The following is a 19,851-nucleotide window of genomic DNA, read 5'->3' as shown; positions in this document are numbered from 1 at the left end:
CGGCTTTGATTTGGCCTGCGTTGAGTCTGGCGCAGGCGTCATCACAAACGGCTGAACTCGGACATTCACGCCCGAAAATTGCGTTGGTACTGGCTGGCGGTGGTGCGAAAGGCGCCGCTCACATGGGCGTCCTTAAGGCCTTAGAAGACATGCATGTGCCGGTGGATATTGTCATCGGTACCAGCATGGGCGCGTACGTCGCAGGTCTCTATTCCACCGGGATGAGTGCGGAAGAGATCGAAAGTTTTATCTACAGCGTCGACTGGAATACCGGTTATCGCGACCGCGTGAACCGCAGCCAGCGCCGAGTGCGTGATAAAGAGTATGAAGACCGCTACCAACTGACCACCGATTTAGGCGTGCGTCTTGACGGGGTGCACGCGCCGCGCGGTGTGGTGCAAGGTCAGAACATGCTGCGCATTCTGCGCGAAACTTCCGGTAACCTGATGCCGTTCAACTCCTTTGATGATCTGGTCGTGCCGTATCGCGCAGTCGCTACCGACATCATCAAACTGGAACCTGTGGTGATTGATAAGGGTTATTTGGTCGATGCCATGATGGCGAGTATGTCGGTGCCGGGTGCTTTACCTCCGTATGAAATTGATGGTCGCTGGCTGGTGGATGGCGGCGTGACCAACAATATGCCTGTTGACGTGGCTCGTCAGATGGGAGCCGATATCGTCATCGCGGTTGATATCAGTACCGACTACAAAAGTCAGGAAGCGTTTACGAACTTTCTGACGGTCGCGGATCAACTGTCCAATTATCTGGTCCGTCGCAGTACAGAACTTCAGGCTGAGACACTGACCGACGATGATGTACTGCTGCGTCCTCAGGTCGGCCTGATGGAAACCACCGAATTCGATAAAATGCCAGATGCCTTTGCCAAAGGGTACGAGGCAGCGATGGACAATCAAGTGAAGCTGGAAAAGCTCGCGCTAAGCAGCGCTGAGTATCAGCAGTATGTCGATCGCAAAGAAGATCTGCGCCGCCAGCTCAAGCATGGCGATGACATCACCATCGACAACGTCATCATCCAGAATAACTCCCATTACAGCGATGTGCTGTTGCAAAACCGACTCAATCTCGATGCGGGCGAAAAACTGAGCACGGAAGAGATCGAATCGAGCATTCAGGATTTATATGCCCTCGATCGTTTCAGACTCGTTCGTTATCAGTATGAAGAGAAAGATGGTGAGAACAATCTGGTCGTTGATGTGGATGAGAAATCATGGGGACCGAATTATCTTAACTTCCGCTTCTTCCTTGAAGATGATTTTAATACCGATAGCCAGTACTCCATTGGCGCATCATTCAATTTTACCGACATCAACTCCCACGGTGCGGAGCTGGCAACCAACTTCAATATTGGTACCGATAAATTGGCCGAAGTGGAGCTCTATTCGCCGGTAATGTCGGGACAGAAAACCTTCTATACCGCTTCATTGCGTTTTACTGATGATAACCGCAACGTGCCCGTTAGCGGATTTGATGACACTTCGCTGGCGGCCAGCCGCAATTACTTGCCGGTCACGTACAAAACCTGGCGGGCTGAGCTTGCGCTTGGTTATCAGGAAACGTTGTGGCGAGAGTTTAAAATTGGCGGGCGCTATTCGGATGGCTCTGCCAACTACTCCACGTTACCGGATTACGCGGACATGAACTTTACCCGTCAGGGCATCTTCTTCAACTATCGTATCGATTCGCTGGATGATTTCAGCATGCCAAGAGAGGGGGTGTACCTCGATCTCGAATATCTGGTGTCGCATGATGATGTTGACCTGACCGAAAGCGGCGTGGCGGAAAATTCATCGGATACGGTGTATGAGTTGTCAGCGAAATTCATCGCCGCACACAGTTTTAATCGTCATACTTTAGTCGGCAATATTGATTACGGTGTGGTGAAGAGTAAAAATTCAATTCAACCTATCGATCCTAAAACGATTGGCGGATTTCTCAATCTGTCGGGGATTTCCCGCAACAGTCTGATTGGCCAAAACAAAGCGTATGCCAATATGATTTATCGCTATCGTTGGTTCGACAATGATTTCGGCCTGTTCACATCGCCCGTCTATCTTGGGGCATCCATCGAGTATGGTGGAGTATGGTCCGATCCAGACCTATCTATTGATACCGCACCACTGTATGCCGCGGGATCGATATTTGCCGGCGTGGACTCCCCAATTGGTCCCATAATGTTCGGTTACGGACGCACAGAGCAGAATTTTGATTCGATTTATCTGATCATCGGTACCACGTTCAACTAGCGCAAGATTCGAGATTTGAAAAGTTAATTCCTATAACTTTCGTCTTAAGTTGCTATGTTGGTCAAAATGATGAGATTTTAATTTATCGTTAATTTTGCTATCCTGTCGCCCACAGTTTGGCCTCTAGGGCGCTGTTTCTCAGTCAAATTTGAATGAAAACATGGGCAACGGAGAGCCAAGTTTCCAAGGATGTTCACTCACATTTTTATAATAATTGGGTGAACCGCAATGAGAGGAAAAAGTCGTGCTTGAAGCCTACCGTAAACACGTCGAAGAGCGTGCTGCTGAAGGAGTTGTACCTAAACCCCTAGACGCTGAGCAAGTCGCTGGACTTGTTGAGCTACTCAAAAATCCCCCTCAAGGAGAAGAAGAATTCATTCTCGATCTGCTTGAGAACCGTATTCCTCCGGGCGTTGATGAAGCTGCCTACGTCAAAGCTGGTTTTCTGACTGCAATCACCAAAGGTGAAGTGACATCTCCACTGGTTAGCCGTGAAAAAGCGGCCACTCTGCTGGGTACCATGCAAGGTGGTTACAACATCGAACCACTGGTTTCTCTGCTGGATGACGCAGATTTGGCACCAATCGCTGCGACCGCTCTGTCTCACACACTGCTGATGTTCGATGCGTTTTACGATGTCGAAGAAAAAGCAAAAGCGGGTAACGCACTGGCGAAACAAGTTCTGGAATCTTGGGCTGAAGCTGAATGGTTCCTGTCAAAACCTGCTCTGGCTGAAAAAATCACTCTGACCGTATTCAAAGTAACTGGTGAAACCAACACGGACGATTTGTCACCAGCTCCGGATGCATGGTCGCGCCCTGATATTCCTGTGCATGCTCTGGCAATGCTGAAAAATGAACGTGATGGCATCGTGCCGGACGCACCAGGAAAAATTGGTCCAATCAACCAAATTGAAGCACTGAAAGAAAAAGGTCATCAACTGGTTTACGTTGGTGACGTTGTCGGTACGGGTTCTTCGCGTAAGTCGGCGACCAACTCCGTACTGTGGTTCATGGGCGATGACATTCCAAACGTACCGAACAAACGCGCTGGCGGTTATGTACTGGGCGGTAAGATTGCACCGATCTTCTTCAACACCATGGAAGATGCGGGCGCACTGCCAATCGAAGTGGACGTTTCAAAACTGAATATGGGTGATGTGATTGACGTTTACCCATACGAAGGCAAAGTGTGCAACCACGAAACGGGCGAAGTACTGGCGACATTCAAGCTGAAAACCGACGTACTGATCGACGAAGTCCGCGCGGGTGGCCGTATTCCTCTGATCGTTGGTCGTGGTCTGACTGACAAAGCGCGTCAAGCACTGGGTCTGGAAGCATCGACCGTGTTCCGTCGCCCTGTTCCTGTGGCAGACAGCGGCAAAGGCTTTACTCTGGCACAGAAAATGGTCGGTAAAGCGTGTGGCGTAGAAGGTATTCGCCCAGGCACTTACTGTGAGCCGAAGATGACCACGGTGGGTTCTCAGGACACTACCGGTCCAATGACTCGTGACGAACTGAAAGATTTGGCGTGTCTTGGCTTCTCTGCAGATTTGGTGATGCAGTCTTTCTGCCACACCTCTGCGTATCCAAAACCCGTTGACGTGCAAACGCACCACACGCTACCGGATTTCATCATGAACCGCGGCGGTGTGTCACTGCGCCCGGGCGACGGTGTTATTCACTCATGGCTAAACCGTATGCTGCTGCCGGATACTGTCGGTACCGGTGGTGACTCGCATACGCGTTTCCCACTGGGGATTTCATTCCCGGCAGGTTCTGGTCTGGTAGCCTTCGCAGCAGCAACTGGCGTCATGCCTCTCGATATGCCTGAGTCAATTCTGGTGCGTTTCAAAGGTGAAATGCAGCCGGGTATCACGCTGCGCGACCTGGTTCATGCGATTCCTTACTACGGCATCAAACAAGGTCTGCTGACGGTTGAGAAAGCCGGTAAGATTAACGAATTCTCTGGCCGCGTGCTGGAAATCGAAGGTGTTGAACACCTGACGGTTGAACAGGCATTCGAACTGTCTGACGCCTCTGCTGAGCGTTCAGCAGCAGGTTGTACCGTCAAACTGTCGCAAGAGTCTATCGCGGAATACCTGAACTCGAACATCACCATGCTGAAGTGGATGATCGCAGAAGGTTACGGTGACCGTCGTACCATCGAACGTCGTATTAAAGCGATGGAAGAGTGGTTGGCTGCTCCAGAACTGATGGAAGCAGATAAAGACGCAGAATACGCGCACGTGATTGAAATCGATCTGGCGGACATCAAAGAACCGATTCTTTGTGCGCCAAACGATCCGGATGACGCGCGTCCGCTGTCTGAAGTACAAGGCACAGCGATTGATGAAGTGTTCATCGGTTCTTGTATGACCAACATCGGCCACTTCCGTGCGGCAGGTAAACTGCTGGATAAATTCAACGGTCAACTGGAAACGCGTCTGTGGGTGGCACCGCCAACCAAGATGGACCGCGATCAACTGACTGAAGAAGGTTACTACGGCATCTTTGGCCGTGCTGGGGTGCGTATCGAAACTCCGGGATGTTCACTGTGTATGGGTAACCAGGCTCGCGTAGCGGACAAAGCAACCGTGATGTCAACTTCGACGCGTAACTTCCCGAACCGTCTGGGTACAGGTGCGAACGTGTACCTGGCTTCAGCAGAGCTGTCGGCGGTAGGCGCTATTCTGGGTCGCATTCCAACTCTGCAAGAGTATCTGGAATACGCGAAACAGATCGACGCAACCGCAGCCGATACTTACCGTTACCTGAACTTCCACCGCATGAGTGACTACACCAAGAAAGCGGATACGGTGATTTTCCAAGAACCGGCATAATCGCTGATTAGCCCAAAGATTCAAGGTCGCTGCTTGCAGCGGCCTTTCTTTTTGCGTCTTATTCAGGCTCGTCATTCGGTTTCGCTGGCGCTATACTCGCGCCAACTTAATCAACCGGTCATCGTCGATGGAATTTGAATTCACCAAAAATACCCTGCTGGGGGAGTATTACGTTACCTGCAGCATGGAGCATCAAATTGTGGCCCGCTGGTTACAGGAAGAGGTGGCGCAGGATCGCACAAAAATCGAGCAAGTGTTGGCTCTGCTGGAGAAAGCGCACCAGTTTCCTGCACAAGAGTGGCAATTCGCTGGTCGTGAAATCTCAGTGATGATTTGTGGTGACGAAGTGACGGTGCAAGACAATGCGCTGAACTATGGTCATGATGTTGAGTTTGAAAGTGAATTTGAACTTTATGAAAGCGAGAGTGTGGCGCAGTGTGGTTTGGAGGATTTCGAGTCGTTGTTGATCCAATGGCAGGATTTCCTCGCCGGATACTGAGTTTGTCTCATCAACAGGCTGCACTCATGTGGTGAAGAAAGCCAGAGTCGCATTATTTTTGGGAAAGGGTTGCACAAAAAACGTGCAACCCTTTTGTGTTTTTGAATCGGAATCTCACTATTTTATTGTTTATCAATGAGTTAAAAAGTTGGCACGTACCTTGGATTAATAGAACTGTAAATGGACTACAGCTTCAGAGAGGACGCGATGAAACTCATTAACGCAATCATCAAACCATTCAAACTTGACGATGTTCGTGAAGCTTTGGCCGATGTGGGCATCGAAGGGATGACCGTATCAGAAGTCAAAGGCTTTGGCCGTCAGAAAGGTCATACCGAACTTTACCGTGGCGCGGAATACCAGGTGGATTTTCTGCCGAAGGTAAAAATCGAAATTGCCACACAAGCGGATAACGTTGATCGCGTTCTGGAAGCGATCATCAAAGCCGCACATACCGGCAAAATCGGTGATGGCAAAATTTTTGTTTATGACTTGAGCCACGCTGTTCGAATTCGCACCGGCGAAATGGACGCGGAAGCACTTTAAGATTCAAAGGACTGGAGACGACTATTATGGAACTGTCAGCTACAGTAACGGAGTTACGTTACGCACTGGATACATTCTTCTTCTTGATTTCGGGCGCACTGGTTATGTGGATGGCGGCGGGTTTCGCTATGCTGGAAGCTGGTCTGGTTCGTTCTAAGAACACCACCGAAATTCTGACCAAAAACTTTGTGCTGTATGCGATTGCGTGCACCATGTACCTCATTGTGGGTTACAACATCATGTATGTTGATAACGCAGAAGCAGGCTGGCTACCATCGTTTGGTTCACTGATTGGCTCACAAGCTGACGGTGCTGACCACTCTCTGGAATCCGACTTCTTCTTCCAAGTGGTATTCGTAGCAACGTCAATGTCTGTGGTTTCAGGCGCAGTTGCTGAACGTATGAAACTTTGGGCATTCCTCATTTTCTCAGCCATTTTGACTGCCTTTATCTATCCTATGGAAGGTTACTGGACTTGGGGCGGTGGCTTCCTGTCAGCAGCGGGTTTCAGCGACTTTGCGGGTTCAGGTATCGTTCACATGGCGGGTGCAGCTGCAGCGCTGGCAGGTGTTTTACTGCTGGGTGCTCGTAAAGGCAAATACGGTAAAAACGGCGAAATCTTCCCGATTCCGGGGTCAAATATGCCACTGGCAACACTGGGTACCTTTATCCTGTGGTTCGGTTGGTTCGGTTTCAACGGTGGTTCACAACTGATGCTGTCTGATTTCGAAAACGCGACAGCGGTGGGTCAAATCTTCCTCAACACTAACGCAGCAGCGGCAGCGGGTTCTATTGCAGCGCTACTGGTTTGTAAAACGACCTGGGGTAAAGCTGACCTGACCATGATTCTGAACGGCGCGCTGGCTGGTCTGGTGGCTATCACCGCTGACCCACTGTCACCATCACCGCTGTACTCGGTTGCAATCGGTGTCGTTGCAGGTGCGATTGTTGTCTTCAGCATCATTGCTCTGGATAAACTGAAAATTGATGATCCAGTGGGTGCAATCTCTGTACACGGTGTGTGTGGTTTCTTCGGCCTGATGGTTGTGCCATTAAGCAACAGCGATGCCACCTTCGGTGCACAGCTTCTGGGTGCAGCAGTCATCTTCGCTTGGGTATTCGGTGCTAGCCTGGTGGTTTGGGGTATTCTGAAAGCAACCATGGGTATCCGTGTCTCTGAAGAAGAAGAGATGGAAGGCATGGACATGCACGATTGTGGAGTCGGCGCTTACCCAGAGTTCGTGACAGTTAAGTAATAATTGGTTACAAAACCTTTGCCTAAAACCTGCCCTTCGGGGCAGGTTTTTCATTTTTACTGATTGTTTTATTAAGGGTGGCCAATATAATTAGCGCAATTGATAAGTGTTATCATTAGCAATAATAAAGGACTTGAACCATGAAAAAACTGCTGGCTCTATCGGCAATCGCATGTAGCGTATTGGCCCCTTCGGTTATGGCGGCTGAAGAAGTAAATGTTTACTCATACCGTCAACCTTTCCTGATTGAACCGATGTTTAAAGAGTTCACTCAAGAGACCGGAATCAAGGTCAACGTGAAGTTTGCCAAAGAGGGCATTGCAGAAAAATTGGCTCAAGAAGGCGAGTACAGCCCGGCCGACGTGATTCTGACTTCAGAGTTCAGCCGTCTGTTTGAACTGTCGGATAAAGGCTTAACGCAACCCGTAAACAGTCGTGTCATTGACGAGAACATTCCGGCGCAGTACCGCGACAGCAGCGAAGAGTGGTTTGCATTGACCGTGCGCACTCGTAGCGTCTACTCATCACGCGATCGCGTGGGCAAACTGGGCGATGATTTCGATTACCTCGATCTGGCCAAGCCAGAATACAAAGGTAAGATCTGTACACGCAGCGGTAAGCACCCGTACAACATTGCGCTGGTTGCCGCGATGATCGCGAACCACGGCGAAGCTCAAACCAAAACCTGGTTGGAAGGTCTGAAAGCTAACCTGGCGCGCAAACCGCAAGGCAACGATCGCGATCAGGTTCGTGCGATCAAAGAAGGTCTGTGCGATCTGTCTCTGGGCAACAGCTACTACCTAGGCAAAATGCTGGAAGACAAAGAGCAAAAGAGCTGGGCGGAATCGGTATATATCAACTTCCCGGGTCAGAATGTTCAGGGTACTCACGTCAACGTCAGTGGTATGGCAATGGCGAAATACGCACCAAACCGTGACAATGCCGTCAAGCTGATGGAGTTCCTGACTGGTGAAACCGCGCAGCACATGTACGCAGAAGTGAACTACGAATACCCGGTGAAACCAGGTGTTGAGCGTTCAAAACTGGTGGCTTCATGGGGTGAATTCAAATCTGATTCTCTACGACTGGAAAAAATTGCCGACAACCATGCGGCGGCCATCAAGCTACTTGATGAAGTCAAATTTGACCTTTAATTGAGTCTGGGGGTATAACTATACCCCTGATTTATTAAAGGGATATGAGATGTATTTGCAGATGCATTTATGCCTCAGTCAGCCTGACAGTTTCTAGGCAATGAAAGAAAAACACCTTATTTGGAAAACCAGTAGTGTGGCTTTGGCGACGCTGCTGGTTTTGCCGATCTTAGCGATCTTTTTTACCGCCATTGGTCAGACGGACGATGTGTTTGCGCATTTGATGTCGACCGTGATGCCCACCTATGCCTTCAATACCGTGGTTCTGACGCTGAGCGTAATGGCGCTGGCGCTGCTCTTTGGTATTCCGAGCGCCTGGTTAATGGCCATGTGCCGCCTGCCGGGGGAGAAAGTCCTGCAGTGGGCTTTGGTGCTGCCGCTGGCGATTCCCGGTTATATTGTCGGCTACATCTTTACGGGCTGGTTTGATTATGCCGGGCCGATTCAGGTTTGGCTGCGAGCACAGACTGGCTGGATGGCCGGGGAGTATTATTTCCCGGATATTCGCTCATTGGCCGGTGCCAGCATCGTGCTGGCCTTGGTGCTCTATCCCTATGTCTATCTGATGTGCCGCGCCGCGTTTATGGAGCAGAACGTTTCGCTGTTGCAGTCGGCCCGTTTGTTGAAATGCTCGCCGTGGGAAAGTTTTCGCCGTATCTCGCTGCCGTTGGTTCGTCCATCAATCGCGGTAGCCTTGTCGCTGGTCGCGATGGAAACCGTCGGTGATTTCGGCACCGTCAGCTACTTTGCGGTCAACACGCTGACCACCGCGGTGTATGATACCTGGATGAACTATTCCAATTTGACCGCCGCAGCTAAAATTTCAGCTGTGATGCTGGTCATCGTATTGCTGCTCCTGAGCGCCGAACGTTACAGTCGCCGTCGGCAAAAGTTATATCAGAGCCAGTTCAACAGCCATGAAGATTTTCGCTACGCTTTGCGTGGCTGGAAAAAATGGCTGGCACTGTTGTGGTGTTGGGGACTGGTGTGCGTGGCCTTTATCTTTCCGCTACTGCAACTGCTCAGCTACGCTTATACCTACTTTGAGCAGAGTTGGACGGCAGAGTTTCGTGAATACGCGTTGAACAGCCTGCAAGTTTCTCTGAGTGCTGCGTTGATTGGCGTGGCAGTCGCGTTGGTCGTGAACTTTTACAGCCGTCTCAAATCCAACCGCGTCAGTGTGGCGCTGATGCGGCTCTCTTCAATGGGGTATGCCGTGCCGGGTACGGTATTGGCGATTGGAGTGATGGTTCCCGTGCTGACGCTCGATCATGCGGTCAACGATGTGGCAAAAGCGATGCAATGGGGCAGGCCGGGGCTGATTTTCTCCGGCACCATGTTTGCGATTATTTTTGCGTTGATCGTGCGCTTTTCCGCAGTGGCAATCGGCAGTATCGAAAGCAGTCTGAATAAGATCTCGCCGTCACTGGATATGGCAGCGCGTACCATGGGGTGTCAGGCCAATGCGATGTTGTGGCGCGTTCATCTGCCACTGGTGCGTCGCGGCGCCCTGATTGCCGGTCTGCTGGTGTTCATTGAATCGATGAAAGAGTTGAATGCGGCATTATTACTGCGCCCGTTCAATTTCGAGACCTTGGCGACCTACGTGTATAACTACGCCTCGGACGAACATTTGGAACTGGCAGCCTTGCCTGCGGTGCTGTTGGTGTTGGTTGGATTGATCCCACTTGTTGTTGTAAACCGTTCTCTGGAGCAAAACCACTGATGAGCTGTGCATTATCGATTCAAAATCTGACTTGTCAGTACGATACTCAAACGGTCCTGGAATCGTTGTCGCTGAACGTAGAACACGGCGAAATCGTGTGTCTGCTTGGTGCCAGCGGTTGCGGTAAAACCACGTTACTCAAAGCGATTGCCGGCTTGCTACCGCTTTCATCCGGCATCATGAGCCTTAACGGCATGACCATCGACGATGGCAAGCATTGGCTAGCGCCAGAGCAGCGTAATATCGGCATGATCTTTCAGGACTATGCGCTGTTTCCTCATCTGACGGTGGCGGAAAACATCGCCTTTGGCCTGCGTCAAATGGCGGCGGAGGAACGTCATCTGCAAGTGCAGCAAATGTTGGAACTGGTCCATTTGAGCGGTTTCGGTGACCGTTATCCGCACCAGTTGTCGGGTGGTCAGCAACAGCGTGTCGCTATCGCGCGCTCGCTGGCTTACAAACCGGATCTGCTATTGCTGGATGAGCCATTTTCCAATATTGATACTCAGGTGCGTCATGACCTGATTGGAGAAATTCGTAAAATCTTCAAAAAGCAGGGGGTGACAGCGATTTTCGTCACCCACTCACGTGAAGAAGCGTTTGCCTTTGCCGACAAAATGGCGGTGATGAATCACGGGGTGATTGAGCAATACGGCACCGCCTCAGAGCTTTACTATCGTCCGTCGAGCAAATTTGTCGCTGACTTTCTGGGCGGTGGCAGTTACCTGCCAGCTACGCGTTTAGCGGAACATCAGTATCAAACGCCGCTTGGCGTTGTGGACGCGTATGCGCAGCAAAGTATTGCTCAGGGCAGTCAATGTGAGCTGTTGCTGCGTCCGCAGCAGATCAGTATTTATGCGGATGAAGAGAGCAGTGTCACGGTGCTGGAGCAGCAGTTTATGGGCGATCATTGCCGTTACGTGATCGATGCGCATGGCTCTAAGCTGCTGGCAACTTCTTCACAGGGCTTGTCGGTTGGTCAGACCGTGGCCGTCAGTATTGATACTCAAGGCGTTCTGGCCTTTGCCTAATAAGAAAAAGCCCGGTTAAACCGGGCTTTTTTATCGCACTTGCATTACAGAGACAGAAACTGTTTCATCTGCTGTAAAACGCGCTCTGCTGTCTCTTTGTCCTGCATTTCGGCAAAGATACGCAGCAAAGGCTCAGTGCCGGAGAAGCGGGCAATCACCCAGCCACCATTACGAAAATAGACTTTAGCGCCATCCTCATAGCTGACTTTTTCAACTTCAAACCCAAACTCTGGTAACTGTTTCTCTACGTAAATCTTTGCGTAGATCTCCGCTTTCTGGGTCGGCTTGAATTTGCAATCGCCCTCGGCGGTGTAGGCATAACCGTAGCGGCTGTATATTTCGCTCAACAGCTCAGAAAGCTTTTTACCCGTCACGCTGATCATTTCCACCAGCAAGCTCGACGCGAATACGCCATCCTTGCCTTTGATGTGGCCGCGAATGGTCAGACCGCCCGAGCTTTCACCGCCAATCAGCGAATCGTCGGCTTCCATTTGGGAACTGATGTGCTTAAAGCCTACCGGAACCTCAAAGCTCTTCTCTCCATGATCGGCTGCCACTTTGTCCAGCAGGTGGGTGGTGGCGATATTGCGCACGACAGAGCCTTTCCAGCCTTTGTATTCAAGCAGATAGTAATACAACAGCAGCAGAACTTCGTTGGGATGAATGAAGTTACCTTTCTCATCAATAATACCCAGACGGTCAGCGTCTCCATCGGTACCAATGCCAATATCGTAGCCTTGATTTTTGACCAGATGTTGTAGGCGATACAGCGTTGCTGCGCTGGGTGACGGCATCAAACCACCAAAATCAGGGTTCTTACCATCGTTGATCACGTCGACATCGCAGCGGCCATTGATCAACACGGTTTGCAGCGCGTTTTTTGCCACGCCAAACATCGGATCAATCAGCACGCGCAGATTGGCGCGTTTGATCGCTTCAATATCGATAAAGTCGATGATCGAATCGACGAATTCATTCATCGGGTTGATCACCTGAATCCGGCCTTGGGCGACCGCCAGATCAAAGTCCTCACTGCGCACGTCGGTGGCACACAGTGTTGAAACTTGTTGCTCGATCTTTTGTGTGATCACTTCGTCGGCGTCGCGTCCGCCTTCAATAAACACTTTGATGCCGTTATAGTCTGCCGGGTTATGCGATGCCGTGATGCATGCCGAGTAGGCGCAGTTCATCTCTTTGGCCTTAAACATCACCACAGGGGTGGGAACAAACTTATTGATGAAGCTGACGGTGATCTGGTTGCCCGCCAATACTTCGGCAAACCAGCGCCCCGCTTTGTCAGACAAAAAGCGGCGGTCATAGCCGATGACAAAACCGCGCTCAGCCACTTGTTCCTGATTGATAATGTTAGCTACCGCTTGAGCAACCAGGCGAACGTTGTCTTTGGTAAACTCTTCGCCGATAAAGGCGCGCCAACCACCGGTACCAAATTGAATCATGCTGTATCTCCTTATGTGGGCGCCGCCAGCGCGGCACCCTAAAGCGGATTAACCTAAAATCACGGTCACCTGATTTACGCTGCCCGCTGGTTGCGCGTGAACTGCATCCACGGGTTCGCCATTGACCAGAATGGACTGTACGCCTTTGCTCACACCATGCGGGTTTTGCACTTCAATGTGGTAAGTTGCGCCGCGCCATTCGCGGGTGACGTCAAAGCCCGGCCACGAAGTTGGAATACACGGATCAATTGTTAGCGTGTCAAATCCGGTGCGTACCCCCAAAATGAAGTTGGTGGTTGCGTAGTAAGCCCAGCCGGAAGTCCCCGTCAACCAAGGATGGTTGGCACGGCCGTGGTCTTGATGATCGCGGCCCATAATGAACTGCACGTAAGAGTACGGCTCGGCCACGCGGGTTTCGATGATGTCGTTCTGGTTATATGGGTTGAGCGCATCGTAGAATTCCATTGCGCGATCACCGCGGCCGAGTTTGGCTTCGGCGACCCATGCCCACGGGTTAGGATGTGAGAAAATCGCACCGTTTTCTTTTACGCCTTGGTATACGCGGGTGACAAAGCCAATGTCATCATTGGGCGTTGCAAACGACGGTGCGTTGAGGTGCAAACCGTATTTGGAGAACAGGTACTGATACACGGCATCCATCGCTTTTTCGCCGCGCTGTTGTGAGACTGCACCAGACAAAACGGCCAGCGTATTGGACTCAAGGTGAACTTTGCCTTCTTGCTGTTCAAATGTGCCGATTTTATCGCCATCTTTGGTCAGGCCGCGAATGTACCAGCCGCCATTGTCATCCCACAAATGAGTTTCACATGCCTCGCGCACGCCGTTGGCCATCGCCTGATACTTGTCGATCGCCGCCGCGTCGTTGCGATGACGTGCCAGTTCCAAAAACGCTTCCAGTGCCCAAAAGTGCAGGAACGACACCATCGCAGACTCGCCGCCGCCAAGGTTGAGACAGTCGTTCCAGTCGGCGCGCAGGCCTTTACAAATGCCGGTTTGACCGACGTATTCCGCTGAGAAATCCAATGCTGCCATCATATGTTGATACACGGTCGCATCGCCGCCGTCAGCGTAAGGGATCACTTCGTCAATAAAGCTCAGATCGCCCGTCTCTTTGACGAAGTTAAGAATCGTCGGCACGATCCACAGGTGATCATCAGAGCAGGTATCTTTGATGCCGTGGATCTTATCTTCATCCGATGGCGTCGGTACCACCGTTGGTGATTTTGACGGTTTGACATCGGCTTTTTCTGGATCGAACCAGTCAGGATCAAACAAGTGCAGACCATAACCTGCTTTAACTTGGCCGCGTAGCAGATCCACCAGACGCTTGCGGGTCATCGCCGGGTTAGTGTGCGGGACGGAGATCGCATCTTGTGCGGTGTCGCGATAACCGAGGCCAGTACGGCCACCGACTTCAATGAACGAGGCAAAGCGTGACCACACCACACAGGTTTCCGCTTGGTATAGAGTCCAAGCGTTGATCATGGTGTTGAGGCCTTCATTCGGTGAACGGACCTGGAATTTCGCGCAGCGTTCGTCCCAGTGTTGTTTGATGCCCGCAAACGCCATATCGACTTGGCTGAGGTCTTGATATTTTGCACGCAGTTTTTCGCCGTTGCCTTTCCCTACACCCAGAATCACCGCAAAACGGACTTTTTCCCCCGGTTGCAGCACAAACTGTTTGTGCAGGGCGCCGCAGTGGTTGTAACAGGTTTGCGCGCTGTTCGAGCAGCGACCGTTGGCAACGGCAATCGGGTTGGCTTCGTCGCGGTACATACCGAGAAACGCATCACGCTGACCATCGTAGCTATCGGCATCAAACGTCGCGGTCAGGTAGTAGAAACCGAGGAAATCATCGGTGTTGTAGTACAGGTCGTATTCCAGCACACCATTGTTGTATTCGGTGCCCGCAGAGTAGAGCGACATCTGGTGGTTCTGGTTGTCTGAGGCGATGTGACTGAAGGAGAACTCAACATAGCTGAATGCACTGATGGTGCGTGGTTTATCCGAGGTGTTTTCAATTTCGACATCCCACACCTGAGCATCTTCACCTTTCGGCACGAACAATGTTTTAGTGGCCACAATACCGTTGTAATCACAACGGTATTTTGAGTATGACAAACCGTGGCGTACTTCGTACTTCGCGTCGTCGAGGTTTTTGGCAACGGGCTGCCAAGAGACTGACCAGAAATCACCAGTTTCATCATCGCGCAGATAGATGTAATGCCCTGGACGATCTTGCGTGAAGTTCGGGCGGAACTTGGTCACACGGTTGTACTCAGGAGAATGATAGAAAGAGTAACCACCCGCATTGTGCGAGATGACGGTGCAGAATTTTTCCGTACCCAGATAGTTCGTCCAAGGCGCAGGAACATCGGGACGAGTAATGACGTATTCGCGATTGTCGTTATCGAAATAGCCGTATTTCATGGTAATTTCCTTTTTAAACAGTGGCGCACTGGCGCCACTCAATGTCGATGCTAGAGAAAACGTGTTGGGTTATGCTTTCCATGGCGCCCGGTAACGGATGCCTTGTTGATCAAGCAAAGGTAGATGGCCTTTGAGACGCGCCAGATAATCGTGCCAGTCGCGTTGCGATTTCTGCGTCCAGGCGGCCTCCGCCAATGCGGTTAAGCGCGGATAAATCATGTAGTCCATGCGGTTTTGGTTGTTGACCAGTTCACACCACAGCGCGCACTGAATCCCCAAAATGCGTTTGCGCAGTGGGTCCTGTTCCGGCACTTCGGCGAGCGGCTCGTAGCAATAAGCACGTTCCAGCGGCGTCACGCCTGCCCAGTCCACGCCCGGTTCTTCCGGCGCGTAGTCCTGAGCTATATCGAGGTAAGTAAACTGGCCCGGTTGCAAAATGACATCAAAGCCCTGACGTGCGCAGTTCAGAGCAGCTTGCTCTGACAGCCAGGAATAAATCACGGTATCTTTGCTGACTTTATCGCCATGCTGGGCTTCTTCCCAACCCACCATGCGTTTGCCGAGCGATTTGAGTTTTTTCTCGGCGTAGCGCAGCAGGTGACCTTGCAACTCTTTGGCGTCGGTGTAGCCCTGTTCTGCCATCAATGCCTGACATTTCGGGCTGTTGACCCACACGCCATCCGGCACTTCATCGGCGCCGATGTGAATGAAGTTACTCGGAAACAGGGCGGCGACTTCTTCCAGCACGACATCAAGAAAGCGGTAAGTGCCGGAAAGGGCAGGCGATAACACGTTGTCGTTGTAGTACTGAATGCTGCGATATTGCGATTGGTCGTCTTCATCGAGCAACCATTCCGGTAACGCTTTGATCGCCGCACGGCTATGACCGGGGATATCAATTTCTGGAATGACGGTAATGCCGCGCTCTGCGGCGTAAGCGATCACCTCACGGATGTCATCTTGGGTGTAAAAGCCACCGTGTTTTTCGGTCAGCAGGCTGTATTGTGGTTCCAGCACCTCATCGACGCCGCGCCAGGCACCAATGTCGGTCAATTGAGGCAGGGCTTTGATTTCAATACGCCAGCTTTCATCGTCGGTCAGATGCCAATGAAAGGTGTTGAACTTGTAATGCGCCAGTTGGTTGATGAGACGTTTAACGCGTTCCAGCGGATGAAAATGACGCGCGCAATCAAGCATCATGCCGCGATATTTAAAGCGAGGTGCGTCTTTGATTGCGATGTGTGGCACACGCAGACTGTCGCCATCCGGGCGAACCAATTGCAGTAACGTCGCACTGGCGTGAACAAAGCCCACGTGGCTGCTGGCTTCTAAACGAACGCCTTTGCGATCAACCGATACCTGATAGGCACCTTCATCCAGGGTTGGGTTGGTGCGTAGCACAATATCAGCACTGCCAATCGGGTGCGGTTGCCAATGGTAGAGACGTGTGAGTTCTTGTTTTAGCCAGGTTGCTGCAGTTTCTGCACAAGACGATTGCAATGAGATCTGGCTGGCGGCAGTGAGAATAAATTGACCATCCAGCAGTTCAACATGATTGGGTTTGGGCAACAGACTCAGCGGGGCGGCGTTGACCTCAGGGATTTCGCTGCGTTCACGATACGGCGATGCCAGTGCGATTGGCGTGACGATGACATCGTGACGGATGACAGGCTCACGCTGGTTCAGTTGCACAAACGCAGCTTTGATGCCGTCAGTGTAGTAATGAAACGGCGCCGTTTTGATGCTGAATTCACAATAGAAATGGCCGTTAGCTTTAATCACACTTTGAGCGGGAACGAGCGAGCAGAAACTACCTACCTGATTGATCTCGCCATGGCTGATACTGTCGGGCTGAATATAGCGATCAATGGTAAAGTGCAGACTCCAGTCCTTTAAGTCCTGATCACTGAGGTTGTGCAGTGTCAGACCAAAACGGCAGAACTGTTTGTGTTCCGACAACACTGCGAAATCTATTCGATAGTTCATGAGCAACCCTTAATACAAATTATGCTCGGTTTTACCGGCAAACATTAATGCGCCCTCCATCGCATCCGCTTGCGGTGCGGCGATCCATTGCTGAACGGGAGGGGATAACCATGCGAGAATACGTTCTGCGATGCTGCCCATCAGGCAGATTCGCTGTGCCCCTTTGCGGTGCAGGGCGTGCAAAAACATTTCAACGTCCGCTGCTGTCTGTTTGAGTAGCGAAATCGCCAGTTCATCTCCTTGGTTCGCAAACGCGAAAATCTGCGGAGAAAACTGACCGTAGTCACGGGGTAAAGCTGATTTAGACCAAGCCACAATGGCATCAACATCGTGTTCAAAATGCTGCATGACAAACTGACTGAGTGGCGTCGCCGCATAGATCCCATCTTCAATCAGCAACACATGTTGAATCAGGCGTAATCCCATCACTGCGCCGCTGCCCTGATCGGAGATCGGGAATTCACGTCCGCCTACCACATGCTGGTGGCCGTCTTGCAGTAAAATGCCGCATGAACCAGTGCCTGCGATCATGATCGCGCCATCGTTTCCGTTATGTGCGCCGAGACAAGCACCATAGGCATCGGTATTGAGCGTGAGAGAAGCAAACGGATGAGGCAGTTGCATAAATGCTTGCCAAGCAGATTTTTGTTCTGCGCCAGCCAGTGCCAGACCCACGTGCAGTTGGTCAAAGCAACCTTCATTCAGGCCGCCTTGTTGGGCAGCCAGCGTAATGGCACTGACGACGGATTGCAGCGCGCTTTCAACACCGAGCAGTATGTTGGCACTGCCTGTTCTGGCTTCACCAATCAGATGACCTTGTGCATCGCGAATGCGCGCGCGGCAGGAGGTACCACCGCCATCAATACCAGCGTAGTAGAGACTCATGCGCTACCTCGTGTGGTTGAGAAAAAATCAAATTGATGAACGATGGCCAGCAGATACCAGGCTCCGTGTGGAATCCATTGCTCACCCCAGCGCCAGTTTTGCAACATATCCTGATCGTGTGGTTGCGGGTTGAAGGCAATGTCCTGTTCATCCTCGAAACCTGCGGTGATGCCGTTGCACACGCCGCCTTTGGCATTGAAGAACCCTAAATGAGGCAGGTAGTCCGGATTGTTACGGCCATGGCCGTCGAGCATGCACATGTCATATGGGTTGAGGCCGATAATCCAACTGAGTGCATTGTGTGCCAGTGTCAGCATGCCGTGTTTTAGCTCGTCGTCAGTAAGGTAATCCTGAACGGCAAAGGCCATGGCGGCCAGTGAACCGAGGCGCGCATTTTCTCCTTGCCACCAGTAGCCGCTTTCGTTGTCATGAGTAATGAAAAATGCGCTACGTTTGCCGCCGTGAAGGTCTTTCACGTACTGACGTGGATAACCAAACGGATTGTGTACTTCGCGCGTGATGTTGAGCTCAAACTCACAAGCCCGATGTAGAATCTCCAGCGCGTTGTGGCGTGCGCTGTGTTCGGTTTCAATCGTCAGATATTGGCACAGAGCGATCACGGGCAGGCCCGCTTCTGCGGCATGGTAATAGGGACGAGAACCGTCACGATTAGCCGACCAGAAATAGTGCTGTTGTTCATCACTGTGCTGACGAGCCAGCAGGCGAGTTGCCCACTCACGGGCCTGATGCAGGTAGTCAGACTGCTGAGTCGTAGTAAACAGTTCACAAGTCGCCATCAGCGCACAGTACTCATCGATGATGTTCTCTTCACCATCATCTAGGTAGCGCTCATTGCACTCTTTCAAATGCCAGTAGCCATGCTCGGCTGCCGCCAGATAATGCTGCGGGGTAAAATCCCCTCCCACGCTTTGGCGAGCCGCCGCGGCCAATGCTGCGATCGCCATGCCTCCTCCTTGGCGAAAGCCCGCCTGGTAGGCATCGGACTTCACACCTTGCTGGGTGGCGTAGGCACAAATCTCCCGTTGCGCCGTGTCTTTGCTCCATTGATCAAAGACAGTCATGTAAAAAAATCCCTCGGGATTTTGCATACGAAGCAGAAAATCAGCACCAAACAACGCTTCTTCCTTGAGGCGAGTGCGGGAAAACGGTGCAAAACCCGAGTGATTGTCTAAAAGCGCCAAGCTTTTGAACATGTTCCAGACCACCATAGGTGTTTGCTGTGGGTTCAAATAGTTGGCGTAAGAAAGGTGACTTAAATACTTACTGACGTCACCAGAAGCGTCGTACCAGCCTCCGTGCACATCGGCAGTGGTTGAGGTGCCCAGAAGCGGTACGTGCTTGTCTTGTTGATCGAAAATGCCGCCGCAGCGTTGCGACTTAAAGTAGTGCAGCACATCGGAAAATGTACGCTGCATCAGAACTCCGTTGCCAATCGTAAATGGTTGTGACTGCGCAGTTTCGACACACAGATAGAAGTCGCCTTCACGACGAATGTGTGAAAAATCAATACGATGAAAATACCCCTGATGCCAGTTTGCAACCTGGCCACCACATGCAAATGCGATGCGCTCAACCGTTTGGTGAGTGCGGGCGCAGACCAATAAGGCTTCTTCCACTTGCAGATGAGCCACATGCGTTAACAAAACCGCGTGTTTAGGGCCGGAAACTTCATAGCCGATGTGGTTGATGAGTAACTGCATTCAACGTCTCCGAGTGAATTGGCGCCCGCA

At 51.4% G+C, this 19,851-nt stretch carries 13 protein-coding genes; 8 read left to right on the top strand and 5 right to left on the bottom strand.

The annotated features are described in order from the left end of the window. Nucleotides 1-5 precede the first annotated feature (5 nt). The 8 genes from LGV68_RS16945 (at nt 6) to LGV68_RS16910 (ending at nt 11,321) form a co-directional block, all read left to right on the top strand. Nucleotides 6-2,267 carry a patatin-like phospholipase family protein gene (locus LGV68_RS16945; protein ID WP_289781666.1) on the top strand — a complete coding sequence of 754 codons (2,262 nt, stop codon included), beginning with the start codon at nt 6-8 and terminating at the stop codon, nt 2,265-2,267. A 244-nt stretch (nt 2,268-2,511) separates the two neighbouring features. Beyond that, nucleotides 2,512-5,109: a bifunctional aconitate hydratase 2/2-methylisocitrate dehydratase gene (acnB, locus tag LGV68_RS16940; RefSeq protein ID WP_020332008.1), complete on the top strand. Its 2,598-nt coding sequence runs from the start codon at nt 2,512-2,514 to the stop codon at nt 5,107-5,109. A 127-nt stretch (nt 5,110-5,236) separates the two neighbouring features. Then, on the top strand, nt 5,237-5,608 hold the full coding sequence (locus LGV68_RS16935; RefSeq protein ID WP_024374324.1) for a YacL family protein: 372 nt from the start codon (nt 5,237-5,239) through the stop codon (nt 5,606-5,608). Between the two features lie 207 nt (nt 5,609-5,815). Then, on the top strand, nt 5,816-6,154 hold the full coding sequence (locus LGV68_RS16930; protein ID WP_004729026.1) for a P-II family nitrogen regulator: 339 nt from the start codon (nt 5,816-5,818) through the stop codon (nt 6,152-6,154). A 26-nt stretch (nt 6,155-6,180) separates the two neighbouring features. Then, complete coding sequence (locus LGV68_RS16925; protein WP_020332010.1) at nt 6,181-7,410, top strand: ammonium transporter; 1,230 nt, start codon at nt 6,181-6,183, stop codon at nt 7,408-7,410. A 140-nt stretch (nt 7,411-7,550) separates the two neighbouring features. Then, entirely contained in the window at nt 7,551-8,564 is a 1,014-nt protein-coding gene (locus LGV68_RS16920) for a Fe(3+) ABC transporter substrate-binding protein (RefSeq protein ID WP_222777186.1), read from the top strand. Between the two features lie 100 nt (nt 8,565-8,664). After that, nucleotides 8,665-10,290 (top strand): iron ABC transporter permease, encoded by a 1,626-nt coding sequence (locus LGV68_RS16915; protein ID WP_172570515.1) that lies wholly within the window; start codon nt 8,665-8,667, stop codon nt 10,288-10,290. Beyond that, nucleotides 10,290-11,321: an ABC transporter ATP-binding protein gene (locus LGV68_RS16910; RefSeq protein WP_020332013.1), complete on the top strand. Its 1,032-nt coding sequence runs from the start codon at nt 10,290-10,292 to the stop codon at nt 11,319-11,321. The genes LGV68_RS16915 and LGV68_RS16910 overlap by 1 nt, the downstream gene beginning before the upstream one ends. Before the next feature lie 44 nt (nt 11,322-11,365). Here the strand turns inward: LGV68_RS16910 and LGV68_RS16905 are convergent, their stop codons facing one another. The 5 genes from LGV68_RS16905 to LGV68_RS16885 all read right to left on the bottom strand — a co-directional run bounded on the left by LGV68_RS16905 (nt 11,366) and on the right by LGV68_RS16885 (nt 19,821). Beyond that, on the bottom strand, nt 11,366-12,778 hold the full coding sequence (locus tag LGV68_RS16905; protein ID WP_252535699.1) for a phosphoglucomutase/phosphomannomutase family protein: 1,413 nt from the start codon (nt 12,776-12,778) through the stop codon (nt 11,366-11,368). Between the two features lie 48 nt (nt 12,779-12,826). After that, entirely contained in the window at nt 12,827-15,229 is a 2,403-nt protein-coding gene (locus LGV68_RS16900) for a N,N'-diacetylchitobiose phosphorylase (RefSeq protein WP_252535698.1), read from the bottom strand. A gap of 69 nt (nt 15,230-15,298) precedes the next feature. Further along, on the bottom strand, nt 15,299-17,215 hold the full coding sequence (locus LGV68_RS16895; protein ID WP_252535697.1) for a family 20 glycosylhydrolase: 1,917 nt from the start codon (nt 17,213-17,215) through the stop codon (nt 15,299-15,301). Nucleotides 17,216-17,224: 9 nt separating this feature from the next. Then, nucleotides 17,225-18,100, bottom strand: a complete 876-nt coding sequence (locus tag LGV68_RS16890) for an N-acetylglucosamine kinase (protein WP_252535693.1) — start codon at nt 18,098-18,100, stop codon at nt 17,225-17,227. Further along, nucleotides 18,097-19,821 (bottom strand): glycoside hydrolase family 9 protein, encoded by a 1,725-nt coding sequence (locus LGV68_RS16885; protein ID WP_252535692.1) that lies wholly within the window; start codon nt 19,819-19,821, stop codon nt 18,097-18,099. The genes LGV68_RS16890 and LGV68_RS16885 overlap by 4 nt, the downstream gene beginning before the upstream one ends. Between the last annotated feature and the right edge of the window lie 30 nt (nt 19,822-19,851).

Origin of the sequence: Vibrio sp. LQ2, from assembly GCF_023920125.1 — a bacterium.
Lineage (GTDB): Bacteria > Pseudomonadota > Gammaproteobacteria > Enterobacterales > Vibrionaceae > Vibrio > Vibrio fluvialis.
This window is presented reverse-complemented; position numbering and strand designations above follow the sequence as displayed.

Coding starts and splice junctions, on each gene's coding strand:
- LGV68_RS16935 (WP_024374324.1), top strand. CDS start 5,237: ATGGAATTTGAATTCACCAAAAATACCCTGCTGGGGGAGTATTACGTT.
- LGV68_RS16930 (WP_004729026.1), top strand. CDS start 5,816: ATGAAACTCATTAACGCAATCATCAAACCATTCAAACTTGACGATGTT.
- LGV68_RS16925 (WP_020332010.1), top strand. CDS start 6,181: ATGGAACTGTCAGCTACAGTAACGGAGTTACGTTACGCACTGGATACA.
- LGV68_RS16920 (WP_222777186.1), top strand. CDS start 7,551: ATGAAAAAACTGCTGGCTCTATCGGCAATCGCATGTAGCGTATTGGCC.
- LGV68_RS16915 (WP_172570515.1), top strand. CDS start 8,665: ATGAAAGAAAAACACCTTATTTGGAAAACCAGTAGTGTGGCTTTGGCG.
- LGV68_RS16910 (WP_020332013.1), top strand. CDS start 10,290: ATGAGCTGTGCATTATCGATTCAAAATCTGACTTGTCAGTACGATACT.
- LGV68_RS16905 (WP_252535699.1), bottom strand. CDS start 12,778: ATGATTCAATTTGGTACCGGTGGTTGGCGCGCCTTTATCGGCGAAGAG.
- LGV68_RS16900 (WP_252535698.1), bottom strand. CDS start 15,229: ATGAAATACGGCTATTTCGATAACGACAATCGCGAATACGTCATTACT.
- LGV68_RS16895 (WP_252535697.1), bottom strand. CDS start 17,215: ATGAACTATCGAATAGATTTCGCAGTGTTGTCGGAACACAAACAGTTC.
- LGV68_RS16890 (WP_252535693.1), bottom strand. CDS start 18,100: ATGAGTCTCTACTACGCTGGTATTGATGGCGGTGGTACCTCCTGCCGC.
- LGV68_RS16885 (WP_252535692.1), bottom strand. CDS start 19,821: ATGCAGTTACTCATCAACCACATCGGCTATGAAGTTTCCGGCCCTAAA.